Source organism: Ruegeria sp. S84, assembly GCF_056583445.1.
The window spans coordinates 3,082,316-3,105,986 of record NZ_CM152618.1 but is presented as its reverse complement, the minus strand read 5'-3'; the positions used below and the strand labels follow the sequence as shown (position 1 = coordinate 3,105,986).

Genomic DNA, 23,671 nt, shown 5'->3' with positions numbered 1-23,671 from the left:
ATTTACCCGATATCGCAGGAGGCCAGGATGGCCATGTTCAGAATGTCATTTGCGGTCGAGACCGTCGAACAGATCTGGATCGGCTTGTCGACGCCGGACAGGATCGGGCCGATCACGGTGGCGCCGCCCATTTCCTGCATCAGTTTGGTCGAAATCGAGGCCGAGTGTCGTGCAGGAACAATCAGGATATTGGCTGGTCCGGTCAGTCGTTGGAACGGATAGGCTTCCTGCTGATCAACATTCAGGGCGACATCAACCGTCATCTCGCCTTCGTATTCGAAATCGACGCCGCGCTCGTCCAGCACTGCCGGGGCGCGGTGCATCTTCTCAGCACGTTCAGACACCGGGTAACCGAAGGTCGAGAAACTGACAAAGGCCGCCCGGGGCTCTAGCCCCATGTGGCGCGCCACGGCTGCGGCGCGTTCAGCGATATTGGCCAGATCGTTCTCATCAGGCCATTCATGCACCAGCGTGTCGCCAATCAGAACGATCCGTCCTTTGTGCAGCAATGCGGTAACCCCCGCCGCACCATGGGCGGCATCCGCATCGAACACATGGTTGATGCGGTCCAGCACATGCGCCGACTTACGAGTGGCCCCTGTCACCAGACCATCCGCATGACCATGCGCCAGCATTAAAGACGAAAACACATGCCGATCCCGTGCAGCGAGGCGGTGAATGTCTTTGTGATCGAAGCCCTTCCGTTGCAGGCGCTGATACAGAAAATTCTTGTAGGTCTCCAGATGCGAGGTATTGGCGGCGTTCACCACTTCGATCTCACGCACCGCGTCCCCAAGGCCTGCGGATTCGAGCTTTTCCTTTACGTCGTCTGGCCGGCCCACAACCAGAGCCTTACCAAAGCCCGAGCGTTGGTACATAACGGCCGCGCGCAATACGCGCGGATCGTCACCCTCGGCAAAGATCATCCGGCTTTGCGCCTGACGCGCCCGCGCGTTCAAGCCGCGCAGGATGCTGGCCGTCGGGTCCATGCGGGATTTCAGGCTCAGCTCATAAGCGTCCATATCGATGATCGGACGTCGCGCCGCGCCGGTATCCATACCAGCCTTGGCAACCGCAAGCGGGATACGGTGGATCAGGCGCGGATCAAAAGGCGTTGGAATGATGTAGTCGCGCCCAAAAGTCAGCGACTTGCCATAGGCCATGGCAACCTCATCCGGAACATCTTCACGTGCCAATCGCGCCAGAGCATGGGCGCAGGCGATTTTCATCTCGTCATTGATCGCACGGGCATGAATATCCAGCGCACCGCGGAACAGGTAAGGAAAACCCAGAACGTTATTCACCTGATTCGGATAATCGCTACGGCCCGTCGCGACGATCGCATCAACGCGCACCTCGTGCGCCTCTTCCGGGGTGATTTCCGGGTCAGGGTTCGCCATGGCGAAAATCACCGGATTGTCAGCCATGCTGGCGACCATGTCTTGTGTCACCGCCCCTTTGACCGAAACGCCCAGAAATACATCCGCATCCTTCATGGCCTCTTCCAAAGTGCGAAGATCAGTCGTGATGGCATGGGCCGACTTCCACTGGTTCATGCCCTCGGTCCGGCCCTGATAAATCACGCCTTTGGTGTCGCAGACGATGCAATTCTCGTGCCGTGCACCCATGGCCTTGAGCAGTTCGATACAGGCAATTCCTGCAGCGCCTGCCCCGTTCAGGACGATTTTTACATCTTCGATCTTTTTGCCCGAGATGTGCAATGCGTTAAGCAGGCCCGCCGCACAAATCACTGCTGTGCCATGCTGGTCATCGTGGAAGACCGGGATATCCATCTCTTCCTTCAAGCGTTGTTCGATGATGAAACACTCGGGCGCTTTGATGTCCTCAAGGTTAATTCCGCCAAAGGTCGGGCCCATCAGGCGCACAGCGCGACAGAACTCGTCCGGGTCTTCGGTATCCAGCTCGATATCGATCGAGTTCACATCAGCGAAGCGCTTGAACAGGACAGATTTGCCCTCCATCACCGGTTTTGAGCCCAGCGCGCCGAGATTCCCTAGGCCCAGAACGGCGGTCCCGTTCGAGATCACAGCAACCAGATTGCCTTTGTTTGTATAGTCATACGCCGTCTCTGGTGCTTCAGCGATGGCTTCACAGGGAACCGCAACGCCAGGGCTGTAAGCTAGCGAAAGATCGCGCTGCGTGGTCATGGGTACGGTGGCCTGCACCTCCCACTTGCCGGGGGTCGGGTCTAGGTGAAAGGCCAGCGCCTCTTCTTTGGTGATCTTCGCTTTGGGCATCTTACAGGTCGTTTCCATGACTTTGGGGCTTTTGCCTCATAACGCAGGCGGGGCCGCGCCTCAACGAGAATGAGTTTTCACCTTTTACTGAAGATGCGGGATTTGTAAGGTCGCGCCCGGAACACGCCAGAAGGGGGCCGAATTTGTCCACAGTCACGCCGATGATGGCGCAGTACCTTGAGATCAAAGAGGCTCATGCAGATGCCCTGCTGTTTTATCGCATGGGTGACTTCTACGAGATGTTCTTCGAGGATGCGGTGAACGCGGCTGAGGCGTTGGATATCGCGCTGACCAAGCGCGGCAAACACAATGGCGACGATATCCCGATGTGCGGCGTGCCGGTGCATTCTGCCGAGGGCTACTTGCTGACCCTGATCCGCAAAGGATTCCGCGTCGCGGTCTGCGAGCAGATGGAAAGCCCGGCGGAAGCCAAGAAAAGAGGCTCTAAATCGGTGGTAAAGCGCGGTGTTGTGCGTCTGGTGACGCCCGGCACACTGACCGAAGATGCCCTGCTAGAGGCGCGGCGGCACAACTTTCTGGCCGCCTATGCCGAGGTTCGGGACGAAGCCGCACTGGCCTGGGCCGATATCTCAACCGGTGCGTTTCACGTGATGCCGCTGACGTCAATCCGGTTGAGCCCTGAACTCGCTCGGCTGGCCCCGTCCGAGCTGATCGTGGCCGATGGGTCCGAGGAAAAGCTGCATGAAACCGTCATGGACCTTGGCATATCGCTCACCCCTGTTGGACGCGCCAGTTTTGACAGCGCTGCAGCCGAGAAACGCATCTGCGGGTTGTTTCATGTGGGCGCACTGGATGCATTCGGGAACTTCGGGCGCGCCGAGGTTTCGGCCATGGGCGCGCTGATCGATTATCTGGAGATCACGCAAAAGGGCAAACTGCCACTACTGCAAACTCCCCTGAAGGAATCCGAGGATCGCGTGGTTCAGATCGACGCCGCAACGCGACGCAATCTGGAACTGACCCGGTCGCTGTCTGGTGGGCGCGCCGGGTCGCTGCTGTCCGTGGTCGACAGAACAGTAACGCCAGGTGGCGCAAGACTTCTGGAACAGCGACTGTCCAGCCCCTCGCGTAATCTGGATGTGATCCACGCCCGACTCGACGCGGTATCTTTAGCGGTCGAAGATAGCCTGATCGCCTCAGATCTGCGCGAAGCTTTGCGCAAAACACCTGATCTGGATCGTGCCCTGTCCCGGCTTTCGCTGGACCGGGGCGGCCCGCGTGATCTGGCCGCTATCCGCAATGGATTGGAACAAGCCGCAACAATTGCCGAAACCTGTGCCTCACAGGATCTGCCTGTTCTGCTGGCCACTGCCGTCCAGAACCTTGTCGGATTTGACGATCTGTTGACCTTGCTGGACGAAGCATTGGTTGCCGATCCACCCTTGCTGGCCCGCGATGGCGGCTTTATCGCCCCCGGGTTTGATACCGAATTGGACGAAGCGCGCACCTTGCGTGACGAAGGCCGTTCGGTCATCGCAGGTTTCCAACAGAAATACGCGGAGCATACCGGCATCACGTCACTGAAGATCAAACACAACAATGTGCTTGGCTACTTCATCGAGACCACGGCAACCCATGCCGAGAAAATGTTGAACACGCCATTTAGCGAGACTTATATCCACCGCCAAACCACCGCCAATCAGGTGCGCTTCACCACAGTGGAGCTGTCCGAGATCGAAACAAAGATTCTGAATGCCGGAAATCTCGCGCTAGAGATCGAAAAACGGCTCTATCAAAGGCTTTCTGGGGCTATTCTGGATATTGCCGCACGGCTAAATCAGGCCGCGCGCGGACTGGCTGAGCTGGATTTAACCACTGCACTCGCCGATCTGGCTCGCGGCGAAAGCTGGTGCCGTCCAAAGGTCGACGGGTCACGCGCATTCGACATCAAAGGAGGCCGTCACCCGGTGGTCGAGCATGCCCTGAGGCAGCAAAGCGGCGATGCTTTCATCGCCAACGACTGCGATCTGAGCGCCGATGCAGGCGCTGCAATTTGGTTGCTCACCGGTCCCAACATGGCCGGTAAATCAACCTTCCTGCGCCAGAATGCGCTGATCGCCCTACTGGCGCAGATGGGCAGCTATGTTCCGGCGGAACAGGCGCAAATCGGATTAGTCAGTCAATTGTTCAGCCGCGTCGGAGCGTCAGACGATCTGGCGCGCGGCCGCTCGACCTTTATGGTCGAAATGGTCGAAACCGCAGCTATTCTGAATCAGGCCGACGACCGCGCGCTCGTAATCCTTGATGAGATCGGCCGAGGCACCGCGACCTACGACGGCCTTTCCATTGCCTGGGCCACACTGGAACACCTACACGCGGCAAACCAATGCCGCGCATTGTTCGCCACCCACTACCACGAATTAACTGCACTCGCTGGAAGTCTGAACGGAGTAGAAAACGCGACCGTTGCAGTCAAAGAATGGGAGGGTGAAGTCATCTTTCTGCATGAAGTACATAAAGGCGCTGCCGATCGGTCTTACGGCGTCCAGGTTGCACAATTGGCTGGCTTGCCCGCCTCGGTCGTGGACCGCGCCCGTATCGTGTTGGATCAATTAGAAAAAACCGAACGTGAAGGCGGTAAGCAGAAAGCACTGATCGACGATCTGCCCCTGTTTTCAGCTGCGCCGCCGCCTCCCCCTGCGCCAAAAACCTCGCCCGTTGCTGATATGCTGGAAACCATCCTTCCAGATGAACTCAGCCCCCGCGAAGCCTTGGACTTGATCTACAAACTGAAAGAGGCGACCAGATCCTGACCGCCTCGTACCCGGTTGACCCAGGAACTGTTCAGCTTGCGGGCGTTGACGACACCCCAACCTGCGCCGGACGCAACAACCTGTCGTGCAGCATGAAGCCTTCTGCCGACACCTGAATGATGTCGCCGGCTTTGGTTCCGGGCACCGGGGCCTCGAACATCGCCTCATGCACATTCGGGTCGAACCTGTCCCCGACCTGAGGCGTAATCACCTCAATCCCATGCTTCTGGAACACATCCTTCAGCGCGCGCATGGTCAACTCGACACCTTCCAGCAAGCCGGCGGCAACCTCTTTCTGCTCATCCGTCGCGGCCTCAAGCGCGCGTTTCATATTGTCGTAAACCGGAAGCATGTCGCGGGCCAGTTTTGACCCGCCATACTGTTCCGCATCCCGACGCGCCTTGTCGCCACGCTTGCGCGCATTTTCGGCATCGGCCAGCGCACGCATGAACTTGTCTTTGTAATCATCGCGCTCAGCACGCAGTTGATCGACCTCAAGCGCCTCATCGCTGATCTCAGCAAAATCTTCGGCAAACTCTTCCGCCTCGGCGGACATGATGTCGTCCAGAAAATCTTCGTTCTTGGGCTCTGCCATCTCTTACCCTCTAGCTCCGGTCGGAAATCAGCTTGCCGACCAGTTGCGCCGTATAATCCACGATTGGTACGATCTCGCCCGTAATTCAGACGTGTGGGTCCAATGACCCCAACCGCACCGATTATCTTACGATCAGCGTTCATATATGGAGACACCACCAAAGAGGAACCCGAAAGTGAGAAAAGTTTGTTCTCAGAGCCAATAAAAATGCGCACACCTTCGCCTTCTTCGGTCAATTCAAGGAATTCGGCGATATCGCGTTTGCGTTCAAGGTCGTCAAACAGGGTGCGGATTCGATCAAGCTCTTCTGCCTGACCCGGCTCATTTAACAGATTCGCACGCCCGCGCACGATCAGCCGGGCCGAGTCGCCGCCGTCCCCGTCCCAAGCGGCAATGCCGCTCTCGACCATCTCACGCGCCAGAACATCGATTTCCTGTTTCCGCGCGTCGATCTGTGACAGCATCTGACGGCGCACTTCGCCAAGCGTACGTCCTTCGATCAGCGCATTCAGGAAATTGGCTGCCTCGCGCATCGAACTGGGTGTTTGGCCAGGCGGAGGTGTAAACAGCCGGTTTTCTACCTGCCCGTCCGAAAACACCAGAACCACCAAGGCCCGGTCATGCCCAAGCGAGACGAACTCGATATGCTTGATCTCGGCCTCATGCTTTGGCGTCAGAACCAGCGAAGCCCCTTGTGTCACGTGTGATAGCGCCGCGCCGACGCGATCGAGCATACCACCCACATCGCCTGCGTTAGAGCCTAGTGTTTCGTCCAGCTTCTGCCGATCATCCGCACCCAGATCGCCCATTTCCAGCAATCCGTCCACGAACATGCGCAGCCCCTGCTGTGTTGGAATTCGACCAGCGCTGACATGCGGACTGTCGAGCAAACCCAGAAATTCAAGATCCTGCATCACATTGCGTACGGTCGCAGCACTGACTTTCTCGGACAATGTGCGCGTCAGAGTCCGGCTGCCCACGGGTTCACCGCTTTCCAGATAGCTTTCGACAATCAACCGGAACACCTCGCGCGACCGGTCATTCATCTCGTCCAGAATTTTGCTTGCTTCGCTCATCGGCGGCCCTCTGCTGGATCGTCATTAAATCGCAGGCAAATGAAAGGTCAATCGGGCTTGCATCGTAACGCCGCAGGACGGTATCCCCAACCCAGCAGATAAAGGATTTCTCATGCGACCCTCAGGACGTGATCTAAACGAAATGCGCGCCGTTTCAATTGAAACGGGGTTCACCAAACATGCCGAAGGCTCTTGCCTGATCAAGATGGGCGACACGCATGTGCTGTGCACCGCCACAATTGAGGATCGCGTGCCGCCTTTTATAAAGGGCTCGGGCCTGGGTTGGGTCACCGCTGAATATGGCATGCTGCCCCGTGCGACCAATACGCGGATGCGGCGCGAGGCTGCCAGCGGCAAGCAAGGCGGACGCACCGTGGAAATCCAGCGCCTTATCGGCCGCGCTTTGCGCGCCGGTGTAGACCGGGTTGCCTTGGGAGAACGGCAGATCACTGTTGACTGCGATGTCATTCAAGCCGACGGCGGCACCCGCTGTGCCTCGATCACTGGCGGTTGGGTAGCGCTACGTCTGGCCGTGAACAAGCTGATGAAAACAGGCGATGTGATCTCTGACCCTTTATTAGACCCTGTTGCCGCCGTTTCATGCGGAATTTATGCCGGTCAGCCCGTGCTAGATCTGGACTATCCCGAAGATAGCGAAGCTGGCGTTGACGGCAATTTCATCATGACCGGCTCGGGTAAGCTGATCGAAGTGCAGATGAGCGCCGAAGGATCCGTTTTCAACCGCGCGCAAATGGATCAACTGATGGATCTGGCCGAGAAAGGCGTGGGTGAACTTGCTGCTGCCCAGAAAGCTGCAACCGCATGACTCGCAGGTTCGAAGGTGATCGACTGCTGGTCGCCACCCACAACAAAGGCAAGCTCGAGGAGATGGCGCATCTGCTTGAGCCCTTTGGCGTAACGGTTGTCGGCGCGGGCGAAATGAACCTGCCCGAACCGGAAGAGACCGAGGACACTTTCGTCGGTAACGCCCGGATCAAGGCCCACGCAGCTGCAAAGGCGACCGGCCTACCTGCCTTGTCGGACGATTCCGGGATCACCATCGATGCATTGGACGGCGCACCCGGTGTTTACACCGCCGATTGGGCCGAAACCGGCAGTGGCCGCGATTTCCTGATGGCGATGACTCGCGCCCATAATGAGCTAGAGGCGAAAGACGCCCCCCACCCGCGTATGGCCCAGTTTCGCTGCACACTGGTTCTGGCCTGGCCCGACGGGCATGACGAAGTGTTCGAGGGCATCGCGCCCGGTCACCTGACTTGGCCGATCCGTGGCAAGGACGGGTTCGGCTATGACCCCATGTTTGTCCCTGAGGGGCACGACATTACCTTTGCCGAAATGGATCGCTGGGAAAAGAACAAGATCAGCCATCGCGGGCGCGCGGTGGAGATGTTCGTGAAAGGCTGCTTTGGCGGATGATTGGCGAAACGGGGGCTTTGGCCTTTATGTGCATTGGCCCTTTTGCGAGGCCAAGTGCCCCTATTGCGATTTCAACAGCTACGTTTCCAAGAATATTAATCAAAAACAATGGCTTGAGTGTTATCTCAGTGAACTGAGCCGCTCGGCCATCGAAACTCCTGACCGGGTTTTGAACACAATCTTCTTTGGCGGCGGAACTCCATCACTGATGGCCCCCGAGACCGTCGCCACCATCATCGACAAGGCCCGCGCCCTTTGGCGATCGGCCAACGATATGGAAATCACGCTTGAGGCCAATCCAGGCTCGGTCGAGGCCGGGCGGTTCGCGGCCTATCATAATGCGGGCGTGAACCGCATCTCGATGGGTGTTCAGGCCTTGAACGACGATGACCTGCGTCGTCTGGGGCGCATTCACACGGTTGCCGAGGCTCGCGCTGCCTTCGATATCGCGCGCTCTTGCTTTGACCGTGTGAGCTTTGATCTGATCTATGCCCGCCAGCATCAAACTCTGGACGCCTGGCGTGCTGAGCTGACCGAAGCCCTATCGATGGCAGTTGATCACCTGTCGCTATACCAACTGACCATTGAGGAAGGCACAGCCTTTGGTGATCGCTATGCCCTGGGCAAACTGCGCGGTTTGCCCGAGGATGACAACGCTGCGGATATGTATCTGGCGACGCAGGAAATCTGCGAAGCGCATGGGCTGCGCGCCTATGAGATTTCAAACCATGCCCGGCCCGGAGCGGAATCACGGCATAACCTCATCTATTGGCGCTATGGTGATTACATCGGTATTGGACCCGGCGCGCACGGGCGGATCACAAAGGGTGGCCAAAAATTCGCAACAGAAACTCACCTTTCACCAAACAAATGGCTGAAGGCTGCCTCCAACGGGCACGGCGAAAGCAATCGGTTCGAGCTTAGCCAACGTGAACAAGCCTCAGAATACCTTATGATGTGTCTGCGTTTGGTCGAGGGCCTTAATATAGACAGATATACTCGGCTTTCAGGTGAAGAACTTTCGCATGACAAACTTGATTCACTGATCGATCTGGGCATGCTAACCCTTGGTCGCAATCAATTGCGCGCCACTTCAAACGGGCGCGCCGTGCTCAACGCGGTAATCCGAGAGCTGTTGGAGTAACAGATGCAATTTCTCTGGGCCGGATTGGGGTTGTTATGCGTTGCGCTTGCCATGATCGGAGTCGCTCTGCCGCTGCTGCCGACGGTGCCATTTCTTCTGTTGGCCGCGTTCTTTTTTGCCCGCTCATCGTCACGGCTACATTACTGGTTGCTGAGCCATCGAACCTTTGGCCCTATGATCGTCGATTGGCAAAGCTCTGGCGCGATCAGACCCGGTGCAAAAAAGGCGGCCACCCTTTCGGTTGCCGCCGTATTTGGTTTATCGGTTCTACTGTCGGTTCCTTCTCACGTCCTGATCATTCAGGCCATTGTGCTCAGCGCTGTGATGCTGTTTATCTGGACCCGACCTAACGGCTGAGCTTTGCGCACAGATCATCCAACTGATCCAGGTTCTCATAAGCCAACACAACCTGCCCGGATTCAGATCCGGCCTTATGGTTGATCGTCACCTTCATCGCCAGAATCGCAGACAAATCCTTTTCAAGCGCTCGGGTGTCTGCGTCCTTCCCAGCATTCAGATTTCTGGATTTCGGAGCCGGCTTATCCGTCCCGCCTTGCTGCTTTTTCACTAATGCCTCGGTCGCACGCACCGAAAGGCCCTCACGAACCACCTGTTTCGCCAGCTCCGATGGGTTTCCTGCCGTGATTAACGCCCTTGCATGACCGGCGGATAATTTTCCTTCTATTACAAGGGATTGCACGTCCAATGGCAGTGACAAAAGACGCAGCAGATTAGCGATATGGCTTCTGCTTTTACCAAGCGCTTCGGCCAGCTTTTCTTGCGTGTGACCAAAGCGATCCATCAATTGCTTAAAGCCTGCCGCCTCTTCCACCGCGTTCAGATCTGCGCGCTGAATGTTCTCGATAATCGCGACCTCAAGCACTTCGGTGTCATCAAATTCGCGAACAATAACTGGGATATCATGCAGTTGCGCCATCTGCGCAGCACGCCAGCGCCGTTCACCCGCAACGATTTCGTATTGGCCGCCATCGATGCTGCGTACAATCAGCGGCTGGATAATACCCTTTTCCTTGACCGAGGCCGCAAGCTCATCCAATTGCTCTTGCGCGAAACGGCGGCGCGGCTGATCTGGGTTCGCCTGCAGTTTTTCGATCGGTACCGTGAGATCCGGACGGCGGGGTTCAGATACAATCCGACCGTCAGCTTCTGGTGCGACATCAGCCATCAACGCAGATAGCCCGCGACCTAATCCTCGGGGTTTTCCTTTCCTGGCATTCATGTTGCCCTCCTCACGGCCACTTAAATGGCTACCTTGTTGTTCTTGTGCATAACCTCTCGGGCGAGATACCGGTACGCCATCGCCCCGAGCGAACCCGAATCATATTGCAGCACAGGAAGCGCGTAAGATGGTGCCTCGCTGACCCGCACATTTCTGGGTATCTTGGTTTTAAATACCATCTCACCCAGATTGTCACGCGCATCCTTTTCGACCTGACGGGACAAGTTGTTGCGGTTGTCATACATCGTTAACACAACACCTTCGATTCTGAGGTCAGGATTAGCGGTCTGACGAACCTCGCGAATGGTCAACATCAATTGTGACAGCCCTTCCAGCGCAAAGAACTCACTTTGCAATGGAACAAGGACGGAATGCGCTGCTACCATTGCGTTTACGGTGAGCAGGTTCAAGGACGGCGGACAATCAATCAGCACAAAGTCCAGATCGAAGGCATCAATTGCAGTCTGTCGAAGCGCGTCATGCAGCAAATAACTGCGCTTTTCATTCGAGATCAGCTCAATATCTGCCGAGCTGAGATCTACGGTCGCCGGAACCACAAAAAGATTACCGATCTCGGTCTCCTGCACCACAGCTTCCAATGGTGCATCGTCAAGAAGAAGATCATATGTCGTCCAGTCGCGATCTTCGACCCCTAGGCCCGTAGAGGCATTTCCCTGAGGATCGAGATCGACCACAAGAACCTTGCATCCGGCCTCGGCCAATCCGGCTGCCAGATTGATCGCTGTAGTGGTCTTCCCGACCCCGCCCTTTTGATTGGCAACCGCGATAATCCGAGGCCCAGCAGGACGAGACAGATCAACCACGTGCAACTCCTTTGATTTTCAGGATAACGGCTTGGGGTTCTGTTGAACTCTTAATGGGTTCAGCCTCGAATTTCCATTCTTTGCGCGCATCTTCCAGCTCTTTTTTCCAGGTTGCGCCTTTTGGCAACAACGCTGTACCGTTTTTACTTAAATGCCTGTCACAAAATGACATTAGAGTGGTCAGATCAGCCAGAGCCCGAGCTGAAAGCACGTCCGCATGCAAGGGATCAATGGCTTCAATTCGACGAGAGATCACGGAACAATTGGCGCCACTCTCTCTGGTCACACTTCGAAGAAATGCGGATTTACGTTGGTCGCTTTCGACTAATGTGAAACGCGTTTCAGGCGCAAATTCAATTGCCATGATTGCGCAGACCATGCCAGGAAAGCCGCCTCCGCTGCCTAAATCCACCCAATGATCTACGCGATCTGCGTTCTGAAAAACTTGAATGGAATCTTTGATATGGCGAATCCAAATCTCTTCAAGACTATTTCTTGAAACCAGATTGATTTTTGGGTTCCATTTTTCAAGCAGAGATACATAGATCACCAGGCGTTCGAATGTTTCACGTGAAACATCCAGAGCCTCCGCAGAAACGGCGTTCTGATAACTCATGCTTTTCTGGCTTTCACATCGCGCCTGAGCTTCGCCAGGACGAGGGTTAAAGCCGCAGGCGTGACACCTTCAACCCGACTCGCCTGCGCAATATTCGCAGGCTTCGCCTGCGATAGCTTTTGCTTCATTTCATTCGACAGACCATCAAGCGCAAAATAATTGAAATCCCGAGGAATTTCATGCGCCTCATCGCGCTTCATTGCTTCGACATCCCGTTGTTGGCGCGCAATATAGTTTGCATACAACGCATCGCGCTCGACCTGACGGCGAATTTCATCGTCTGTATTCTGTAGATCGGGTTCGAGTAAAACCATGTCTTCAAACGATACTTCTGGAAAAGCAAGAACCGCCATTCCATCGCGCCGGTTTCCGTCCTGATTTATGCTGATACCAGCTTCGCGAATTTGCTTTGGCGTATATGTGGTCTCTGTCAGTTTGTTCTTTGCCTTTACAAGTTTTTCTGATTTCTCAGCAAAAACCTTGCGGCGGAGTTCACCCACACAGCCCAACTGCTCACCAATCGGGGTCAGTCTTTGATCTGCGTTGTCAGCGCGAAGTGATAGGCGAAACTCTGCACGGGATGTGAACATCCGATAAGGCTCGGCAACGCCTCGTGTTGTCAAATCGTCAATCATTACGCCAATATAGCTGTCTGAGCGTGTAAAATGTATTGGCGCACGCCCCTGTGTTTCCAGAGCTGCATTCAAACCTGCAACGAGGCCTTGCGCGGCCGCTTCCTCATATCCTGTGGTCCCATTGATCTGCCCTGCAAGATATAGACCAGGAACATCGGGCACAGACAAAGACGCAGATAGAACGCGCGGGTCAACGTAGTCGTATTCAATCGCGTATCCGGGTTGTAAGATTACCGCACTTTCCAATCCTATGATGGATTGGACATATTCGACTTGTACATCTTCGGGCAAAGACGTTGAAATCCCGTTTGGGTACACCGTATGATCCCGCACGCCTTCCGGTTCCAGAAATATCTGGTGTGACTCCTTTTCCGCAAATCGGACGATTTTGTCTTCGATTGAAGGGCAATATCTGGGACCAACACCATCAATATGACCTCCATACATTGCTGATCGCGATAGATTTTTCTCGATTATTCCGTGCGTCTGAGCATTGGTATGAGTTATTCCACAGGCGATTTGCGGCGCCGTCACCGCTTGGGACATGAATGAAAACAGTGTTGGCTCTGCATCGCCATCCTGTCGTTCAAGTATATCCCAATTTATGGTTCGTCCGTCCAACCTCGGTGGCGTACCTGTTTTCAGCCGTGCCGTCGGTAATTCAAAAGCGTCAAGGCGCTCAGCCAACCTAACCGATGGACGATCCCCCATGCGTCCACCTGGCCTTGTAACGTCTCCTATGTGAATTACACCGCGCAGAAATGTACCCGACGTCAGAACAACTGTCTGAGCTGGGACCTCGGAACCGTCGGCTAGTTTGACACCGATTACGCAGTCACCATCCATTAGGAAATCGACCACTTCCCCAGTGATCACCGACAAATTGTCTTGTTTTTTCGTTTCTTCCTTCATCGCGGTCCGATAAAGCGCACGGTCCGCTTGCGCCCTTGGGCCTTGAACAGCTGGTCCTTTACGTCGGTTCAATAGACGAAACTGAATGCCGGCACGATCCGCCACACGACCCATGACCCCGTCCATTGCATCGATTTCACGGACCAGATGACCTTTCCCTAGCCCTCCGATCGCAGGATTGCAGGACATGACACCGATGTCCTGTTCGGACAAAGTAACCAGCGCCGTGTTTGCACCCATCCGTGCTGCCGCATGGGCAGCTTCGGTACCGGCATGTCCAGCGCCAATGACTACAACATCAAATCTCGAATGTTTCACGTGAAACACTCCCTATTTTCCCAGACAGAAACTTGCGAAGATTTCATCCAAAAGGGTTTCGACATCAATCCTGCCAACCAAAGATTCAAGCGACCGAATTGCCGTTCTCAACTCTTCAGCAGCTATATCATACATGTCCGGACCTGATTCCAGAACATCTCGCGCAGCCGCAAGTGCGTCCGATGCTTTAGTCATCGCAATACGGTGACGTTCCCGCGTTGCAATACCATGGCTAGCTGTTCGAACAGTCAGTACACGCGATATGTTGTCTATCAACTGGTCAATCCCGTGCCCGGTTTTCCCCGATATACCACCGGAAAAGGGCTCACGCAGGTCAGATTTTGGCAGAACATGAATGTCATCTGCCTGCATCGGTACACCTAGCTGATCAGGCTCATCCGACAGAAATACTCGTAGATCGGCCGCCTCTGCCCGTTTGCGCGCCAGTTCAATTCCCAGGTTTTCAACGTGATCATCGGTTTGCCTCAAACCGGCCGTGTCCAGCAGCGTGACAGGCAATCCGTCCAAGTCCATACGAACTTCAATCACATCACGGGTTGTCCCGGCATATTCCGAGGTAATAGCGGCTTCCCGACCTGCCAACGCGTTCAGCAAGGTCGATTTCCCTGCGTTCGGAAGGCCAACAATGGCGACTTCAAAGCCGGTGCGAATGCGTTCTGCGATCCGAACGCCTTTCGCTTCTTGCCTCAGGTCCTCCATAACACCAGAGATTAACGTTCGAACCTCAGGGGTTACGTCGATCGGCACCTCTTCATCAGCAAAATCAATCACGGCTTCCAACAGAGAAGCCGCGCGGATCAGATCACGCCGCCAACTTTCTGCCAATGTGCCCAAAGCACCAGCCAAAATCGTCTGCGCTTGTTTCCGTTGTGCTTCGGTTTCTGCATCAATCAGATCAGCAAGTCCTTCGACCTGCGCCAGATCCATCTTGCCGTTTTCCAGTGCACGACGCGTGAACTCACCAGGTTCGGCCAACCGAAGATCGTCCATATCCGAAAGAGATGTCAGCACAGCGTTGACTGACGCCATACTTCCGTGAATCTGAAGCTCGGCCACGTCTTCGCCGGTAAAGCTGGACGGGGCCTGAAACGTCAGAACCAAGCCCTCATCCAACCGCGATCCATCCGACGCGCTGAGTGTTCGTACTCTCATTCCACGCCTTGGCAGGCCCCCGCCAGACAACTCATTGGCGGAGGCATATGCCTGCGGACCAGAAAGCCTGATCACAGCCACGCCTGCTTTGCCCTGGGCGCTGGCCAGGGCGAATATCGTATCCATTGATAGCCCCCGCGTCAGTGCCAGAACCTTGTCAGGTGTTCATTGAATCGAAGAACTCGCCGTTCGTTTTGGTTTGTTTCAACTTCGACAACAGGAACTCGATTGCATCTGTTGTGCCCATCGGATTGAGGATGCGGCGCAGAACGAATGTCTTGGCCAGATCGCCCTTGTCGACCAGCAGATCCTCTTTCCGGGTGCCGGATTTGAGGATGTCGATTGCCGGGAACACGCGTTTGTCTGCAATCTTACGATCCAGAACGATTTCCGAGTTACCAGTGCCCTTGAATTCTTCGAAGATCACTTCGTCCATGCGGCTGCCGGTATCGATCAGGGCGGTGGCGATGATGGTCAGCGAACCACCTTCTTCGATGTTCCGCGCAGCACCAAAGAAGCGCTTGGGCCGTTGCAGGGCATTTGCATCCACACCACCGGTCAGAACTTTACCTGAAGATGGCACCACAGTGTTGAATGCCCTACCAAGTCTTGTGATCGAATCGAGTAGAATAACAACATCTCGTTTATGCTCGACCAAACGCTTGGCTTTTTCGATCACCATCTCGGATACGGCCACGTGGCGGGTCGCGGGCTCATCGAAGGTTGAAGACACAACTTCACCCTTCACCGAGCGTTGCATGTCAGTCACCTCTTCCGGGCGTTCGTCGATCAGCAGGACGATCAGATAACATTCCGGGTGGTTCTGTTCGATGGAATGCGCGATGTTCTGCAGGATCACCGTCTTACCAGTCCGCGGCGGTGCCACGATCAGCGATCGCTGACCTTTACCAATCGGCGAAACCAAATCGATCACGCGAGCAGACTTGTCCTTGATGGTCGGATCTTCGATTTCCATCTTCAGACGCTCATCCGGATATAGAGGCGTCAGGTTGTCGAACAGAATCTTGTGTTTGGCCTTGTCCGGATTTTCAAAGTTGATCTTGGTGACGTTGGTCAGCGCAAAGTAACGCTCGTTTTCATCGGGCGCTTTGATCTCACCCTCAACTGTATCTCCGGTGCGCAGCGAATGCTTGCGGATCATGTCAGGCGAAACATAGATGTCATCCGGTCCGGGAAGATAGTTCGCCTCGGGCGAGCGCAGGAAACCGAAGCCGTCTTGTAGAACCTCTAACACGCCGTCGCCGCCGATGGTCCAGCCCTCATCCGCACGTTCACGCAGAATCTGAAACATCATCTCGCCCTTGCGCATGGTTGAGGCGTTTTCGACCTCAAGCTCCTCGGCCATGGCCAGAAGGTCTTTGGGGCTTTTGGCCTTCAGATCGGCCAGATTCAGGGATTCAGTTGTCATGATGATACGAACCTCGGCCGCTTGGATCGCGGCACCAGAGTGGAATTTCAGAACGGAAGATACCTCGCCCGGACGGGCGCGTTACGCGTTAGATAAGCGCTTACCTAAGAAGAGTCAAACAGGCCCTCAGAACTTCACAACGACCGCTAGAACGATAACAACCATTAAAACGGTCGGAACCTCATTCATCATGCGGTACTGCCGCCCAGTCAGCTTATTTCGCCCCTCAGCAAAGTCCTTGCGCCGAGCCATAAGCCAATGGTGAAACCATGTCATGCCGATCACTGCTGCGCCTTTGACCCAGGGCCAGCTCCAGTCCCATCCGACAATACCAGGCGTGAAAACCATGATCAGCCCGCAAATCCAGGCCACGACCATTGCGGGGCGCATGATCACACGCAGCAGCTTTTCTTCCATTTCAAAGAAAATCTGTTGCGCACCCTCTACGGCTTGCGCCTTTTCAACGTGATACACGAACAATCTGGGCAGATAGAATAAACCAGCCATCCATGAAATCACGGCCATGATGTGCAGCGATTTCACCCAAGGGTATATTGCGAAAAGAATATCGGTCATTGGGTATTCCGGGCTTATCTGAAACCCTCCTAATAAAAAAAATAAGAAAGAAAAAGGATGATGGTTTTGTAGGGAGGTCAAATTCGGTGGATTACTTTTTTGTCCTGCCTTTTTCCCCAGGTGGAAAAAGTGAAGCACATCGGCGCAGAATCTGTTGGTCAAGAAAAAAATTATTAATAACAACAAATTATGAGATAAAAGCTCGGGCTGAATTGTGGATAACCATTGGAACAATCCGGGACGGGATGCTTATCCGAGTATTCCAACTTATCCTTGTCCCGTCTGGACAGGATCCGGGCGACTCGGGGAAGTCTTGCGCCAAATTCCCGGGGTTGCGTGTCAACCGGAAAGCCATACAAACCATTCGAGACTACTCATTGATTTGCACACGGGGTTTTCCACATGACTGTCCCCATAGTCCTTGCCTCAGGGTCCGTGATCCGCGCGCAGTTGCTCAGAAACGCAGGCGTCCCGTTTTCGGTTCAGATCGCGCGGGTGGATGAAGACACAGCCAAACGCGCCCTGATGGCTGAGGGAGCTCCGCCCCGTGATGTTGCCGATGCGCTTGCCGAAATGAAAGCACGTAAGATCAGTGACAAAGTGCCCGGCACTATGGTTCTGGGTTGCGATCAGGTTCTGGATTTCGAAGGTCAGATGCTGTCGAAGCCGGAAACGCCGGAAGAAGCACTGGCGCAGCTTAAAGCAATGCGCGGCAAGCGACATATGTTGCTGTCGGCGGCGGTGATCTATCAGGATGGTGAGCCCATCTGGCGGCATGTAGGTCAGGTGCGTTTGCGGATGCGGGCCAGCTCGGATGCTTATTTACGTGATTACGTGGCGCGGAACTGGGACAGTATTCGGCACGCAGTGGGGGCTTATAAACTGGAAGAAGAAGGCGTGCGCCTGTTTGCTACCATTGACGGCGACTATTTAAATGTTTTGGGTATGCCCCTGTTAGAGTTGCTCAATTTTCTGGCCGTAAAGGGAGTAATCGATCAATGACGGAGCATCGCGTTCCTCTGGCCGGCGTGATTGGGCAACCCATTGCACATTCCCGCTCGCCAAAACTGCACGGGCATTGGCTGAAAACCTATGGATTGGTGGGGCACTACATCCCAATGGATGTCGCCCCGGCCGATCTGGAAACCGTTCTGCGGACACTACCCAAGGCTGGGTTTGTTGGGGCCAACGTGACCGTACCGCATAAAGAGGCTGCTTTGCGGTTGGCGGATCATGTCTCGGACCGTGCCTCAGTCATCGGGGCGGCAAATACGCTTGTATTCCGCGAGGATGGTTCAATTCACGCGGATAATACGGATGGCTACGGGTTCATGGCCAATCTTCGCAGCGGTGCGCCTGATTGGAACCCGCAAGATGGGCCTGCGGTAGTATTTGGTGCGGGCGGTGCTGCGCGGGCGGTGCTTCAAGCGCTGGCAGAAGCCGGAGTGCCTGAAATCCTGCTGACCAATCGCACCCGCACCCGTGCGGATCATTTGAAAGAAGAGTTCGGCCAACGGATTACGGTCGTCGACTGGGTGCAGGCGGGCAACGTGATCGAAGATGCAGAACTGGTCGTGAATACTACGTCTTTGGGTATGCAAGGGCAGCCAGAGTTACGCGTTCCACTGGATGGATTGCAACCCGGCGCTGTTGTCACCGATCTGGTATACGCGCCGCTTCAAACGCATCTGTTAAACCAGGCGGAAGAGGTTGGATGTACAACGGTCGACGGGCTGGGAATGTTGCTGCATCAAGCTGTTCCCGGGTTTGAACGCTGGTTCGGTGTTCGCCCCGAAGTGGACGCTGAAACCCGCGCGGCGGCCTTGGCATGAGTTTTGCGCTGGGGCTCACCGGATCAATCGGGATGGGCAAGAGCACGACCGCTCAGATGTTTGCAGATGAAGGCTGTGCGCTTTGGGATGCGGATGCTGCGGTGCATCGGCTCTATGCAAAGGGCGGCGCTGCGGTTGAGCCCATGCGGATTACGTTTCCCACCGCCATTGCCGAGGATGCGGTCAGCCGGGATGCATTGAAGCAAATCATTGCGGATAATCCTGACGCGCTAAAAACAATAGAAAAAATCGTACACCCTCTGGTAGCGGCGGATCGCGCCTCATTTCGATCTTCGTCGTCCGCCGATATCTTGGTATTCGACATTCCGCTGTTGTTTGAAACCGGTGGTGATGCGGCGATGGATGCTGTTGCTTGTGTTTCAATCTCTGCTGAAGAACAAAAAAGACGGGTCATGGCGCGCGGCACGATGAATGAGGCTCAGTTTGAGCAGATTCGCTCCAAGCAAATGCCAAACGAAGAGAAATGCGCGCGGTCGGATTTCGTGATTGTCACGGATACCCTGGACCATGCTCGCGCTCAGGTGCAGGATATCGTCAGGCAGATACGGGCAGGGTTGGCAGATGCGTGAGATTGTACTCGATACCGAGACCACAGGGTTTGATCCCGAAAGCGGCGACCGGATCGTCGAGATCGGCGCGGTTGAGCTGTGGAACCACGTTGCCACAGGAGAAACTTATCACGTCTACATCAACCCTGAGCGTTCTATGCCGGAAGAGGCATTTGGTGTGCATGGCATCGGCCCCGACCTGCTGGAAAACCCGCGCCCGCCGGAAAAAGGCGAAGTCACGCTGAAGGACAAACCTGTCTTTGCCAAGGTTGGGCAAGGGTTTCGCGAATTCGTGGGTGACGCCAAGCTGGTGATCCACAACGCTTCGTTCGACATGAAGTTTCTGAACGCCGAACTGGGCTGGATGGGGGTGTCGCTGATCCCGATGGATCAGGCAATCGACACGCTGGCCATTGCCCGCAAACGGTTTCCGGGATCACCCGCTTCGTTGGATGCATTGTGCCGCCGGTTTGGCATCGACAATTCGAACAGGGTGCTGCACGGCGCGCTGCTTGACTCGGAAATTCTGGCCGAAGTGTATCTGGAGCTGATCGGAGGCCGTCAGCCCGATTTTGGCTTGTCAACCTCGGCAAGTGCAGCATCTGGCGGTGGTGAGGAATGGCGCCCGACAGCGCGGTCCAATGCCCTGCCATCCCGGATCACCGAGGATGAGCGCGCAGCACATCAGAAATTTGTTGAGAAACTGGGCGAGAACGCCCTGTGGACCCGCGCCTGACCCCAGCCAGCCGCGGGTCAAAACCTTAGACGTCGGTTTTTTGCTCTTGTGCGGCGGCCTGACGACGCGCCAGTTCATTGCGATAAAGTGCAACGAAATCAATGTTATCCAGGTTGACCGGCGGGTAACCACCATCGCGGGTAATGTCGCTGACGATACGGCGCAGGAACGGGAACAGCATGCGCGGGCATTCGATCATCAGGAACGGATGCATTTGATCCTCGGGCACACCTTCCACGTGGAACAGGCCGCAATAGTCGATTTCGCACAGGAACAGGACGTCTTCCAGGCCCTTGGCCTTGGATGTCAGTTTTAGCTTGATCGAGACTTCATACTGGTGCTCGGTCGTGCGTTTCTTTGCGTCCAGATTGACCTGAACTGAAATCTCGGGCTGTACGTCGCCTGAGACGCCTTTTTGCGCCATGACGTTTTCAAAGGACATGTCGCGAATGAACTGTCCCAGAACGCGCATCTGGATCTGAGGGGCTGCCTGTGCGGCGGTGTTTTCTGCAGGGCTTTCGTCAGCCATGAAACTTCTCCGGAATTGAAATTCGGCACTGCTTAGCAATTTGGGCCGGATAGCTCAATGCTGGTGCGGGCCTTCCACCCACTTAGACGGCTTTCCGGAGTTCTGGCGAGGGCGAACCTCGGTGAATTCGCCATCTATCACATCGTCCTGATCAAACGGGTTTGGCCCCGACCTGAATTGTGCGCCGGTGCCCATTTGAAAATGCGTGATGGTCGCCTTGGACTTGAGATAGCGGAACACTGCGACCCGGATGCCGGGAACAAGCAGCGCAAAACCAATGGCATCGGTGAAAAACCCTGGTGTCAGCAGCAAAACACCGGACAGCAAGATCATCGCCCCATGGGCCAGCGGTTCGGTTGGGTCGTCCAATTCGGCAAAGGATCGCTGCAAATTCGCCAGCGCCATGCGACCTTGTGTCCGCACCAGAACCGTGCCCAGAACGGCGGTCAGAACCACGATTGCAAGCGTCGGCCAAAGCCCGATCAGACCGCCAACCTGGATAAACAGGGCGATCTCGATGATCGGAACCAATAAAAAAGCCAAGAACAAGTACATTTGCGGTATCCTTTAGCATGGTCCGGGCTGTGGACTTGGCCCCGACTGTCACCTACATAGTGGCAGAGGGCAGCGTATACAAAGCCCGGGTTCTGAAAAGAGGACGAAATGAACTCACCCCTGATCCAGCTTCTGGTGCTGGCCGGAATTGCCATTTTCCTGATCCTGCGCTTGAAAAGCGTGTTGGGTACACGCGAAGGTTTTGAGAAACCGCCCCTTCAGCAACAGCCTGATACCAATGGCGCGCGCCGTGATTTCGAAGTGATTGAAGGCGGGCCAGATCACGACATCACCGACCATGTGGCCGAAGACAGTGAACAGGCGCAAACATTGGCCGCAATGAAGCGGGTCGAACCCAGTTTTTCTGTCAGCGAATTTGTACAGGGCGCGCGCGGCGCCTATGAGATGATCGTGATGGGCTTTGAAAAGGGCAATCTGGACGAAATCCAGCCGTTCCTGTCCGAAGAAGTATTCGACAGTTTTGTATCGGTTGTTGCGGATCGCGAAGACAAAGGTCTGACCATCGAAGCCGAATTCATCGGGGTGCGTGAAACCACTCTGGTCGATGCGACCTTCGATAAGGATACCAATCAGGCCGAGATCACCATGCGCTTTATCGGTGAGCTGACGTCGGTCGTGCGCGATCGCGGCGGGGATATTGTCGAAGGCAACCCGAACACCGTCAAACGCCAAAAGGACAGCTGGACCTTTGCCCGTGTCATGGGCGCGGACGATCCGAACTGGCTGCTTGTTGCCACGGACGCATGATTGCAGCGCTCCGGTCGCTATTTCTGGGGGTCGTCATGACCACTGCCAGCGCCGCCGGAGCCGAGGCGACGCGATCCATCCTGTCATTCGATGACCTCGATGGCTGGGCCGCCGACGATCACGGGGCGGCCCTTTCGGTTTTTCTGAACACCTGTGGTGATCTGGACGATCCTGATTGGCAGGCGCTGTGTGGCGTGGCTCAGAGTTATGAACCTGGCGCGGCGCGGGCTTTTTTCGAGCTGTTCTTTCGTCCTGTTCTGGTCGAAGACGGCGATGACGCCCTGTTCACCGGATATTTTGAACCTGAACTGGATGGGTCGAAAACCCCAACTGACAAATACCGCTATCCACTCTACCGGATGCCGCCCGAGGCGCGAGAGGCGGGCAAGTGGCTCAGTCGCCGTGACCTGCTGACCGGTGACGCCCTGACAGGTCGGGGCCTTGAGATAGCGTGGGTCGATGACCCTGTTGAGCTGTTCTTTCTGCAAATTCAAGGCTCGGGCCGGATACGTCTGCCCGATGGCGGTGCATTGCGGGTTGGATATGGCGGTGCGAATGGGCATCCCTATCGCTCGATCGGCACGGAACTGGTCCGACGGGGTGCGCTGGGCGCGCACCAGGTCAGCGCGCAGATGATCCGGACCTGGGTACGCAAAAACCCTGAAGCCGGGGCTGAGCTGTTACTACACAACCCTTCGTATGTTTTCTTCCGTGAAGTGACGCGTGTCGCGCCCGAGTTCGGGCCGTTAGGCGCCATGAACCGCTCAGTGACCACGATGCGCAGTATCGCGGCAGATCCGGCTTATACACCTTTGGGCGCGCCAGTTTGGGTAGAAAAGGATGGCAAAAACCCGCTGCGCCGATTGATGATCGCACAAGACACCGGATCGGCGATCAAGGGTGCGCAACGTGCCGACATTTTCTTTGGCACAGGGGATGATGCCGGGCAGGCCGCCGGTCGCTTGAAGGATCCCGGCCGTATGGTTGTGCTGTTGCCGATCCAGAGGGCCTACGCCCTGTTACCGGATGAGTTCTGATGACCCGGCGCAAACTGACTGCGGATGAGATCGATTTGTGGCGCAAGGTGGCCAAACAGGCTGAGCGTTTGCACCCCGAACTGCCTCAGACTGTGCACCCCACTACCTTGCCCAAGCCCAAACCGACCAAAACGCCCAAGGCGCGGATAGAAGCCTTTGAACTGGGTCAGACTGCGCCAACCAAACCGTCACGGAATAACCTGAAGCCATCGATCACCGAAGGTTTACGGACAAATCCGGTGCAGATGGACACCAAGTCTTTTGGTCGCATGAAACGCGGCAAGCTCAAGCCCGAAGGCAAGCTGGACCTGCACGGGATGCGCATGAGCGCAGCCCATCCCGCATTGGTTCGGTTCATCCTGACCGCACAGGCACAGCGCAAACGGCTGGTGTTGGTCATAACCGGGAAGGGCAAGGACCGGGACGAACCGGGACCCATTCCAACACCGCGTGGGGTCTTGCGCAATCAGGTGCCCCACTGGTTATCTATTCCACCACTTGCACAAGCGGTGCTGCAGGTAACACCCGCACATATCAGCCATGGCGGCGATGGCGCCTATTACGTTTACCTCAGGCGCGTCCGTTAGTCGGATCGCTGATTCTAGCTTGTCCGCATGAACCGGATTCGCACGCGAACC

The 23,671-nt window shown here is 55.7% G+C and carries 23 protein-coding genes and 1 pseudogene; 12 read left to right on the top strand and 12 right to left on the bottom strand.

Going from position 1 to position 23,671, the window contains the following annotated elements; translation table 11 throughout:
* Positions 1–2 precede the first annotated feature (2 nt).
* A complete protein-coding gene (locus AC1DFB_RS15550) occupies positions 3–2,258 on the bottom strand; it encodes an NADP-dependent malic enzyme (protein ID WP_480921625.1) in 2,256 nt (751 codons plus the stop codon).
* A 161-nt stretch (positions 2,259–2,419) separates the two neighbouring features.
* On the opposite strand from AC1DFB_RS15550, the gene mutS reads away from it, so the two are divergent.
* Entirely contained in the window at positions 2,420–5,032 is a 2,613-nt protein-coding gene (gene mutS / locus AC1DFB_RS15545) for a DNA mismatch repair protein MutS (RefSeq protein ID WP_480922622.1), read from the top strand.
* A 31-nt stretch (positions 5,033–5,063) separates the two neighbouring features.
* Here the strand turns inward: mutS and AC1DFB_RS15540 are convergent, their stop codons facing one another.
* A complete protein-coding gene (locus AC1DFB_RS15540; RefSeq protein WP_170399405.1) occupies positions 5,064–5,627 on the bottom strand; it encodes a nucleotide exchange factor GrpE in 564 nt (187 codons plus the stop codon).
* Between the two features lie 10 nt (positions 5,628–5,637).
* Positions 5,638–6,703: pseudogene (gene hrcA, locus AC1DFB_RS15535) on the bottom strand (heat-inducible transcriptional repressor HrcA).
* Between the two features lie 112 nt (positions 6,704–6,815).
* Between hrcA and rph the strand changes: the two are divergent.
* Genes rph through AC1DFB_RS15515 form a run of 4 tightly spaced genes read left to right on the top strand, consistent with a single transcriptional unit; the run spans position 6,816 to position 9,641 of the window.
* Positions 6,816–7,529, top strand: a complete 714-nt coding sequence (rph, locus tag AC1DFB_RS15530) for a ribonuclease PH (RefSeq protein ID WP_480921624.1) — start codon at positions 6,816–6,818, stop codon at positions 7,527–7,529.
* Complete coding sequence (gene rdgB / locus AC1DFB_RS15525) at positions 7,526–8,140, top strand: RdgB/HAM1 family non-canonical purine NTP pyrophosphatase (protein WP_170515499.1); 615 nt, start codon at positions 7,526–7,528, stop codon at positions 8,138–8,140. The genes rph and rdgB overlap by 4 nt, the downstream gene beginning before the upstream one ends.
* Positions 8,130–9,284: a radical SAM family heme chaperone HemW gene (gene hemW, locus AC1DFB_RS15520; protein WP_480921623.1), complete on the top strand. Its 1,155-nt coding sequence runs from the start codon at positions 8,130–8,132 to the stop codon at positions 9,282–9,284. The genes rdgB and hemW overlap by 11 nt, the downstream gene beginning before the upstream one ends.
* Before the next feature lie 3 nt (positions 9,285–9,287).
* Complete coding sequence (locus AC1DFB_RS15515; protein WP_480921622.1) at positions 9,288–9,641, top strand: YbaN family protein; 354 nt, start codon at positions 9,288–9,290, stop codon at positions 9,639–9,641.
* Here the strand turns inward: AC1DFB_RS15515 and AC1DFB_RS15510 are convergent.
* The 7 genes from AC1DFB_RS15510 to hemJ all read right to left on the bottom strand — a co-directional run bounded on the left by AC1DFB_RS15510 (position 9,631) and on the right by hemJ (position 17,007).
* The gene (locus tag AC1DFB_RS15510; protein ID WP_170515504.1) at positions 9,631–10,524 is read right to left on the bottom strand and encodes a ParB/RepB/Spo0J family partition protein; all 894 of its coding nucleotides are present in this window, start codon (positions 10,522–10,524) and stop codon (positions 9,631–9,633) included. The two genes, AC1DFB_RS15515 and AC1DFB_RS15510, sit on opposite strands and share 11 nt — an antisense overlap.
* Before the next feature lie 20 nt (positions 10,525–10,544).
* Positions 10,545–11,348 carry an AAA family ATPase gene (locus AC1DFB_RS15505; protein ID WP_170408801.1) on the bottom strand — a complete coding sequence of 268 codons (804 nt, stop codon included), beginning with the start codon at positions 11,346–11,348 and terminating at the stop codon, positions 10,545–10,547.
* The gene (gene rsmG, locus AC1DFB_RS15500) at positions 11,341–11,964 is read right to left on the bottom strand and encodes a 16S rRNA (guanine(527)-N(7))-methyltransferase RsmG (RefSeq protein WP_170515507.1); all 624 of its coding nucleotides are present in this window, start codon (positions 11,962–11,964) and stop codon (positions 11,341–11,343) included. Before rsmG ends, AC1DFB_RS15505 begins: the two co-directional genes overlap by 8 nt.
* Positions 11,961–13,829 (bottom strand): tRNA uridine-5-carboxymethylaminomethyl(34) synthesis enzyme MnmG, encoded by a 1,869-nt coding sequence (gene mnmG, locus AC1DFB_RS15495; protein WP_480921621.1) that lies wholly within the window; start codon positions 13,827–13,829, stop codon positions 11,961–11,963. Before mnmG ends, rsmG begins: the two co-directional genes overlap by 4 nt.
* A 12-nt stretch (positions 13,830–13,841) precedes the next feature.
* Complete coding sequence (mnmE, locus tag AC1DFB_RS15490; RefSeq protein WP_170636833.1) at positions 13,842–15,128, bottom strand: tRNA uridine-5-carboxymethylaminomethyl(34) synthesis GTPase MnmE; 1,287 nt, start codon at positions 15,126–15,128, stop codon at positions 13,842–13,844.
* A gap of 31 nt (positions 15,129–15,159) precedes the next feature.
* Entirely contained in the window at positions 15,160–16,431 is a 1,272-nt protein-coding gene (gene rho / locus AC1DFB_RS15485; protein ID WP_170399438.1) for a transcription termination factor Rho, read from the bottom strand.
* A 126-nt stretch (positions 16,432–16,557) separates the two neighbouring features.
* On the bottom strand, positions 16,558–17,007 hold the full coding sequence (gene hemJ, locus AC1DFB_RS15480) for a protoporphyrinogen oxidase HemJ (protein WP_170408805.1): 450 nt from the start codon (positions 17,005–17,007) through the stop codon (positions 16,558–16,560).
* Positions 17,008–17,409: 402 nt separating this feature from the next.
* On the opposite strand from hemJ, the gene AC1DFB_RS15475 reads away from it, so the two are divergent.
* The 4 genes from AC1DFB_RS15475 to dnaQ are packed head-to-tail and all read left to right on the top strand — an operon-like array spanning position 17,410 to position 20,144.
* Positions 17,410–18,009 carry a Maf family protein gene (locus AC1DFB_RS15475; protein WP_480921620.1) on the top strand — a complete coding sequence of 200 codons (600 nt, stop codon included), beginning with the start codon at positions 17,410–17,412 and terminating at the stop codon, positions 18,007–18,009.
* Positions 18,006–18,839, top strand: coding sequence for a shikimate dehydrogenase (locus AC1DFB_RS15470; protein ID WP_480921619.1), 834 nt, complete (start codon positions 18,006–18,008; stop codon positions 18,837–18,839). The genes AC1DFB_RS15475 and AC1DFB_RS15470 overlap by 4 nt, the downstream gene beginning before the upstream one ends.
* Positions 18,836–19,429, top strand: a complete 594-nt coding sequence (gene coaE, locus AC1DFB_RS15465; protein ID WP_170426352.1) for a dephospho-CoA kinase — start codon at positions 18,836–18,838, stop codon at positions 19,427–19,429. Before AC1DFB_RS15470 ends, coaE begins: the two co-directional genes overlap by 4 nt.
* Positions 19,422–20,144, top strand: a complete 723-nt coding sequence (gene dnaQ, locus AC1DFB_RS15460) for a DNA polymerase III subunit epsilon (RefSeq protein ID WP_480921618.1) — start codon at positions 19,422–19,424, stop codon at positions 20,142–20,144. The genes coaE and dnaQ overlap by 8 nt, the downstream gene beginning before the upstream one ends.
* A 25-nt stretch (positions 20,145–20,169) precedes the next feature.
* Here the strand turns inward: dnaQ and secB are convergent, their stop codons facing one another.
* Complete coding sequence (gene secB / locus AC1DFB_RS15455) at positions 20,170–20,673, bottom strand: protein-export chaperone SecB (RefSeq protein WP_480921617.1); 504 nt, start codon at positions 20,671–20,673, stop codon at positions 20,170–20,172.
* A gap of 54 nt (positions 20,674–20,727) precedes the next feature.
* On the bottom strand, positions 20,728–21,228 hold the full coding sequence (locus tag AC1DFB_RS15450; RefSeq protein WP_170399458.1) for an FxsA family protein: 501 nt from the start codon (positions 21,226–21,228) through the stop codon (positions 20,728–20,730).
* A 108-nt stretch (positions 21,229–21,336) separates the two neighbouring features.
* Between AC1DFB_RS15450 and AC1DFB_RS15445 the strand changes: the two genes are divergently transcribed.
* Genes AC1DFB_RS15445 through AC1DFB_RS15435 form a run of 3 tightly spaced genes read left to right on the top strand, consistent with a single transcriptional unit; the run spans position 21,337 to position 23,620 of the window.
* Positions 21,337–21,996, top strand: coding sequence for a Tim44/TimA family putative adaptor protein (locus AC1DFB_RS15445; protein WP_170399461.1), 660 nt, complete (start codon positions 21,337–21,339; stop codon positions 21,994–21,996).
* A complete protein-coding gene (gene mltA, locus AC1DFB_RS15440; protein ID WP_480921616.1) occupies positions 21,993–23,033 on the top strand; it encodes a murein transglycosylase A in 1,041 nt (346 codons plus the stop codon). Before AC1DFB_RS15445 ends, mltA begins: the two co-directional genes overlap by 4 nt.
* Positions 23,033–23,620: a Smr/MutS family protein gene (locus AC1DFB_RS15435; protein ID WP_170567303.1), complete on the top strand. Its 588-nt coding sequence runs from the start codon at positions 23,033–23,035 to the stop codon at positions 23,618–23,620. The genes mltA and AC1DFB_RS15435 overlap by 1 nt, the downstream gene beginning before the upstream one ends.
* Positions 23,621–23,671 lie beyond the last annotated feature (51 nt).

Bases quoted from the DNA above. Each gene is read 5' to 3' on its own strand.
- AC1DFB_RS15445 (WP_170399461.1), top strand. From the start codon at position 21,337: ATGAACTCACCCCTGATCCAGCTTCTGGTGCTGGCCGGAATTGCCATT.
- dnaQ (WP_480921618.1), top strand. From the start codon at position 19,422: ATGCGTGAGATTGTACTCGATACCGAGACCACAGGGTTTGATCCCGAA.
- coaE (WP_170426352.1), top strand. From the start codon at position 18,836: ATGAGTTTTGCGCTGGGGCTCACCGGATCAATCGGGATGGGCAAGAGC.
- secB (WP_480921617.1), bottom strand. From the start codon at position 20,673: ATGGCTGACGAAAGCCCTGCAGAAAACACCGCCGCACAGGCAGCCCCT.
- AC1DFB_RS15435 (WP_170567303.1), top strand. From the start codon at position 23,033: ATGACCCGGCGCAAACTGACTGCGGATGAGATCGATTTGTGGCGCAAG.
- AC1DFB_RS15550 (WP_480921625.1), bottom strand. From the start codon at position 2,258: ATGCCCAAAGCGAAGATCACCAAAGAAGAGGCGCTGGCCTTTCACCTA.
- mnmE (WP_170636833.1), bottom strand. From the start codon at position 15,128: ATGGATACGATATTCGCCCTGGCCAGCGCCCAGGGCAAAGCAGGCGTG.
- hemJ (WP_170408805.1), bottom strand. From the start codon at position 17,007: ATGACCGATATTCTTTTCGCAATATACCCTTGGGTGAAATCGCTGCAC.
- rho (WP_170399438.1), bottom strand. From the start codon at position 16,431: ATGACAACTGAATCCCTGAATCTGGCCGATCTGAAGGCCAAAAGCCCC.
- rph (WP_480921624.1), top strand. From the start codon at position 6,816: ATGCGACCCTCAGGACGTGATCTAAACGAAATGCGCGCCGTTTCAATT.
- AC1DFB_RS15475 (WP_480921620.1), top strand. From the start codon at position 17,410: ATGACTGTCCCCATAGTCCTTGCCTCAGGGTCCGTGATCCGCGCGCAG.
- AC1DFB_RS15510 (WP_170515504.1), bottom strand. From the start codon at position 10,524: ATGAATGCCAGGAAAGGAAAACCCCGAGGATTAGGTCGCGGGCTATCT.
- rsmG (WP_170515507.1), bottom strand. From the start codon at position 11,964: ATGAGTTATCAGAACGCCGTTTCTGCGGAGGCTCTGGATGTTTCACGT.
- AC1DFB_RS15450 (WP_170399458.1), bottom strand. From the start codon at position 21,228: ATGTACTTGTTCTTGGCTTTTTTATTGGTTCCGATCATCGAGATCGCC.
- rdgB (WP_170515499.1), top strand. From the start codon at position 7,526: ATGACTCGCAGGTTCGAAGGTGATCGACTGCTGGTCGCCACCCACAAC.
- AC1DFB_RS15515 (WP_480921622.1), top strand. From the start codon at position 9,288: ATGCAATTTCTCTGGGCCGGATTGGGGTTGTTATGCGTTGCGCTTGCC.
- mutS (WP_480922622.1), top strand. From the start codon at position 2,420: ATGATGGCGCAGTACCTTGAGATCAAAGAGGCTCATGCAGATGCCCTG.
- AC1DFB_RS15540 (WP_170399405.1), bottom strand. From the start codon at position 5,627: ATGGCAGAGCCCAAGAACGAAGATTTTCTGGACGACATCATGTCCGCC.
- AC1DFB_RS15470 (WP_480921619.1), top strand. From the start codon at position 18,006: ATGACGGAGCATCGCGTTCCTCTGGCCGGCGTGATTGGGCAACCCATT.
- mltA (WP_480921616.1), top strand. From the start codon at position 21,993: ATGATTGCAGCGCTCCGGTCGCTATTTCTGGGGGTCGTCATGACCACT.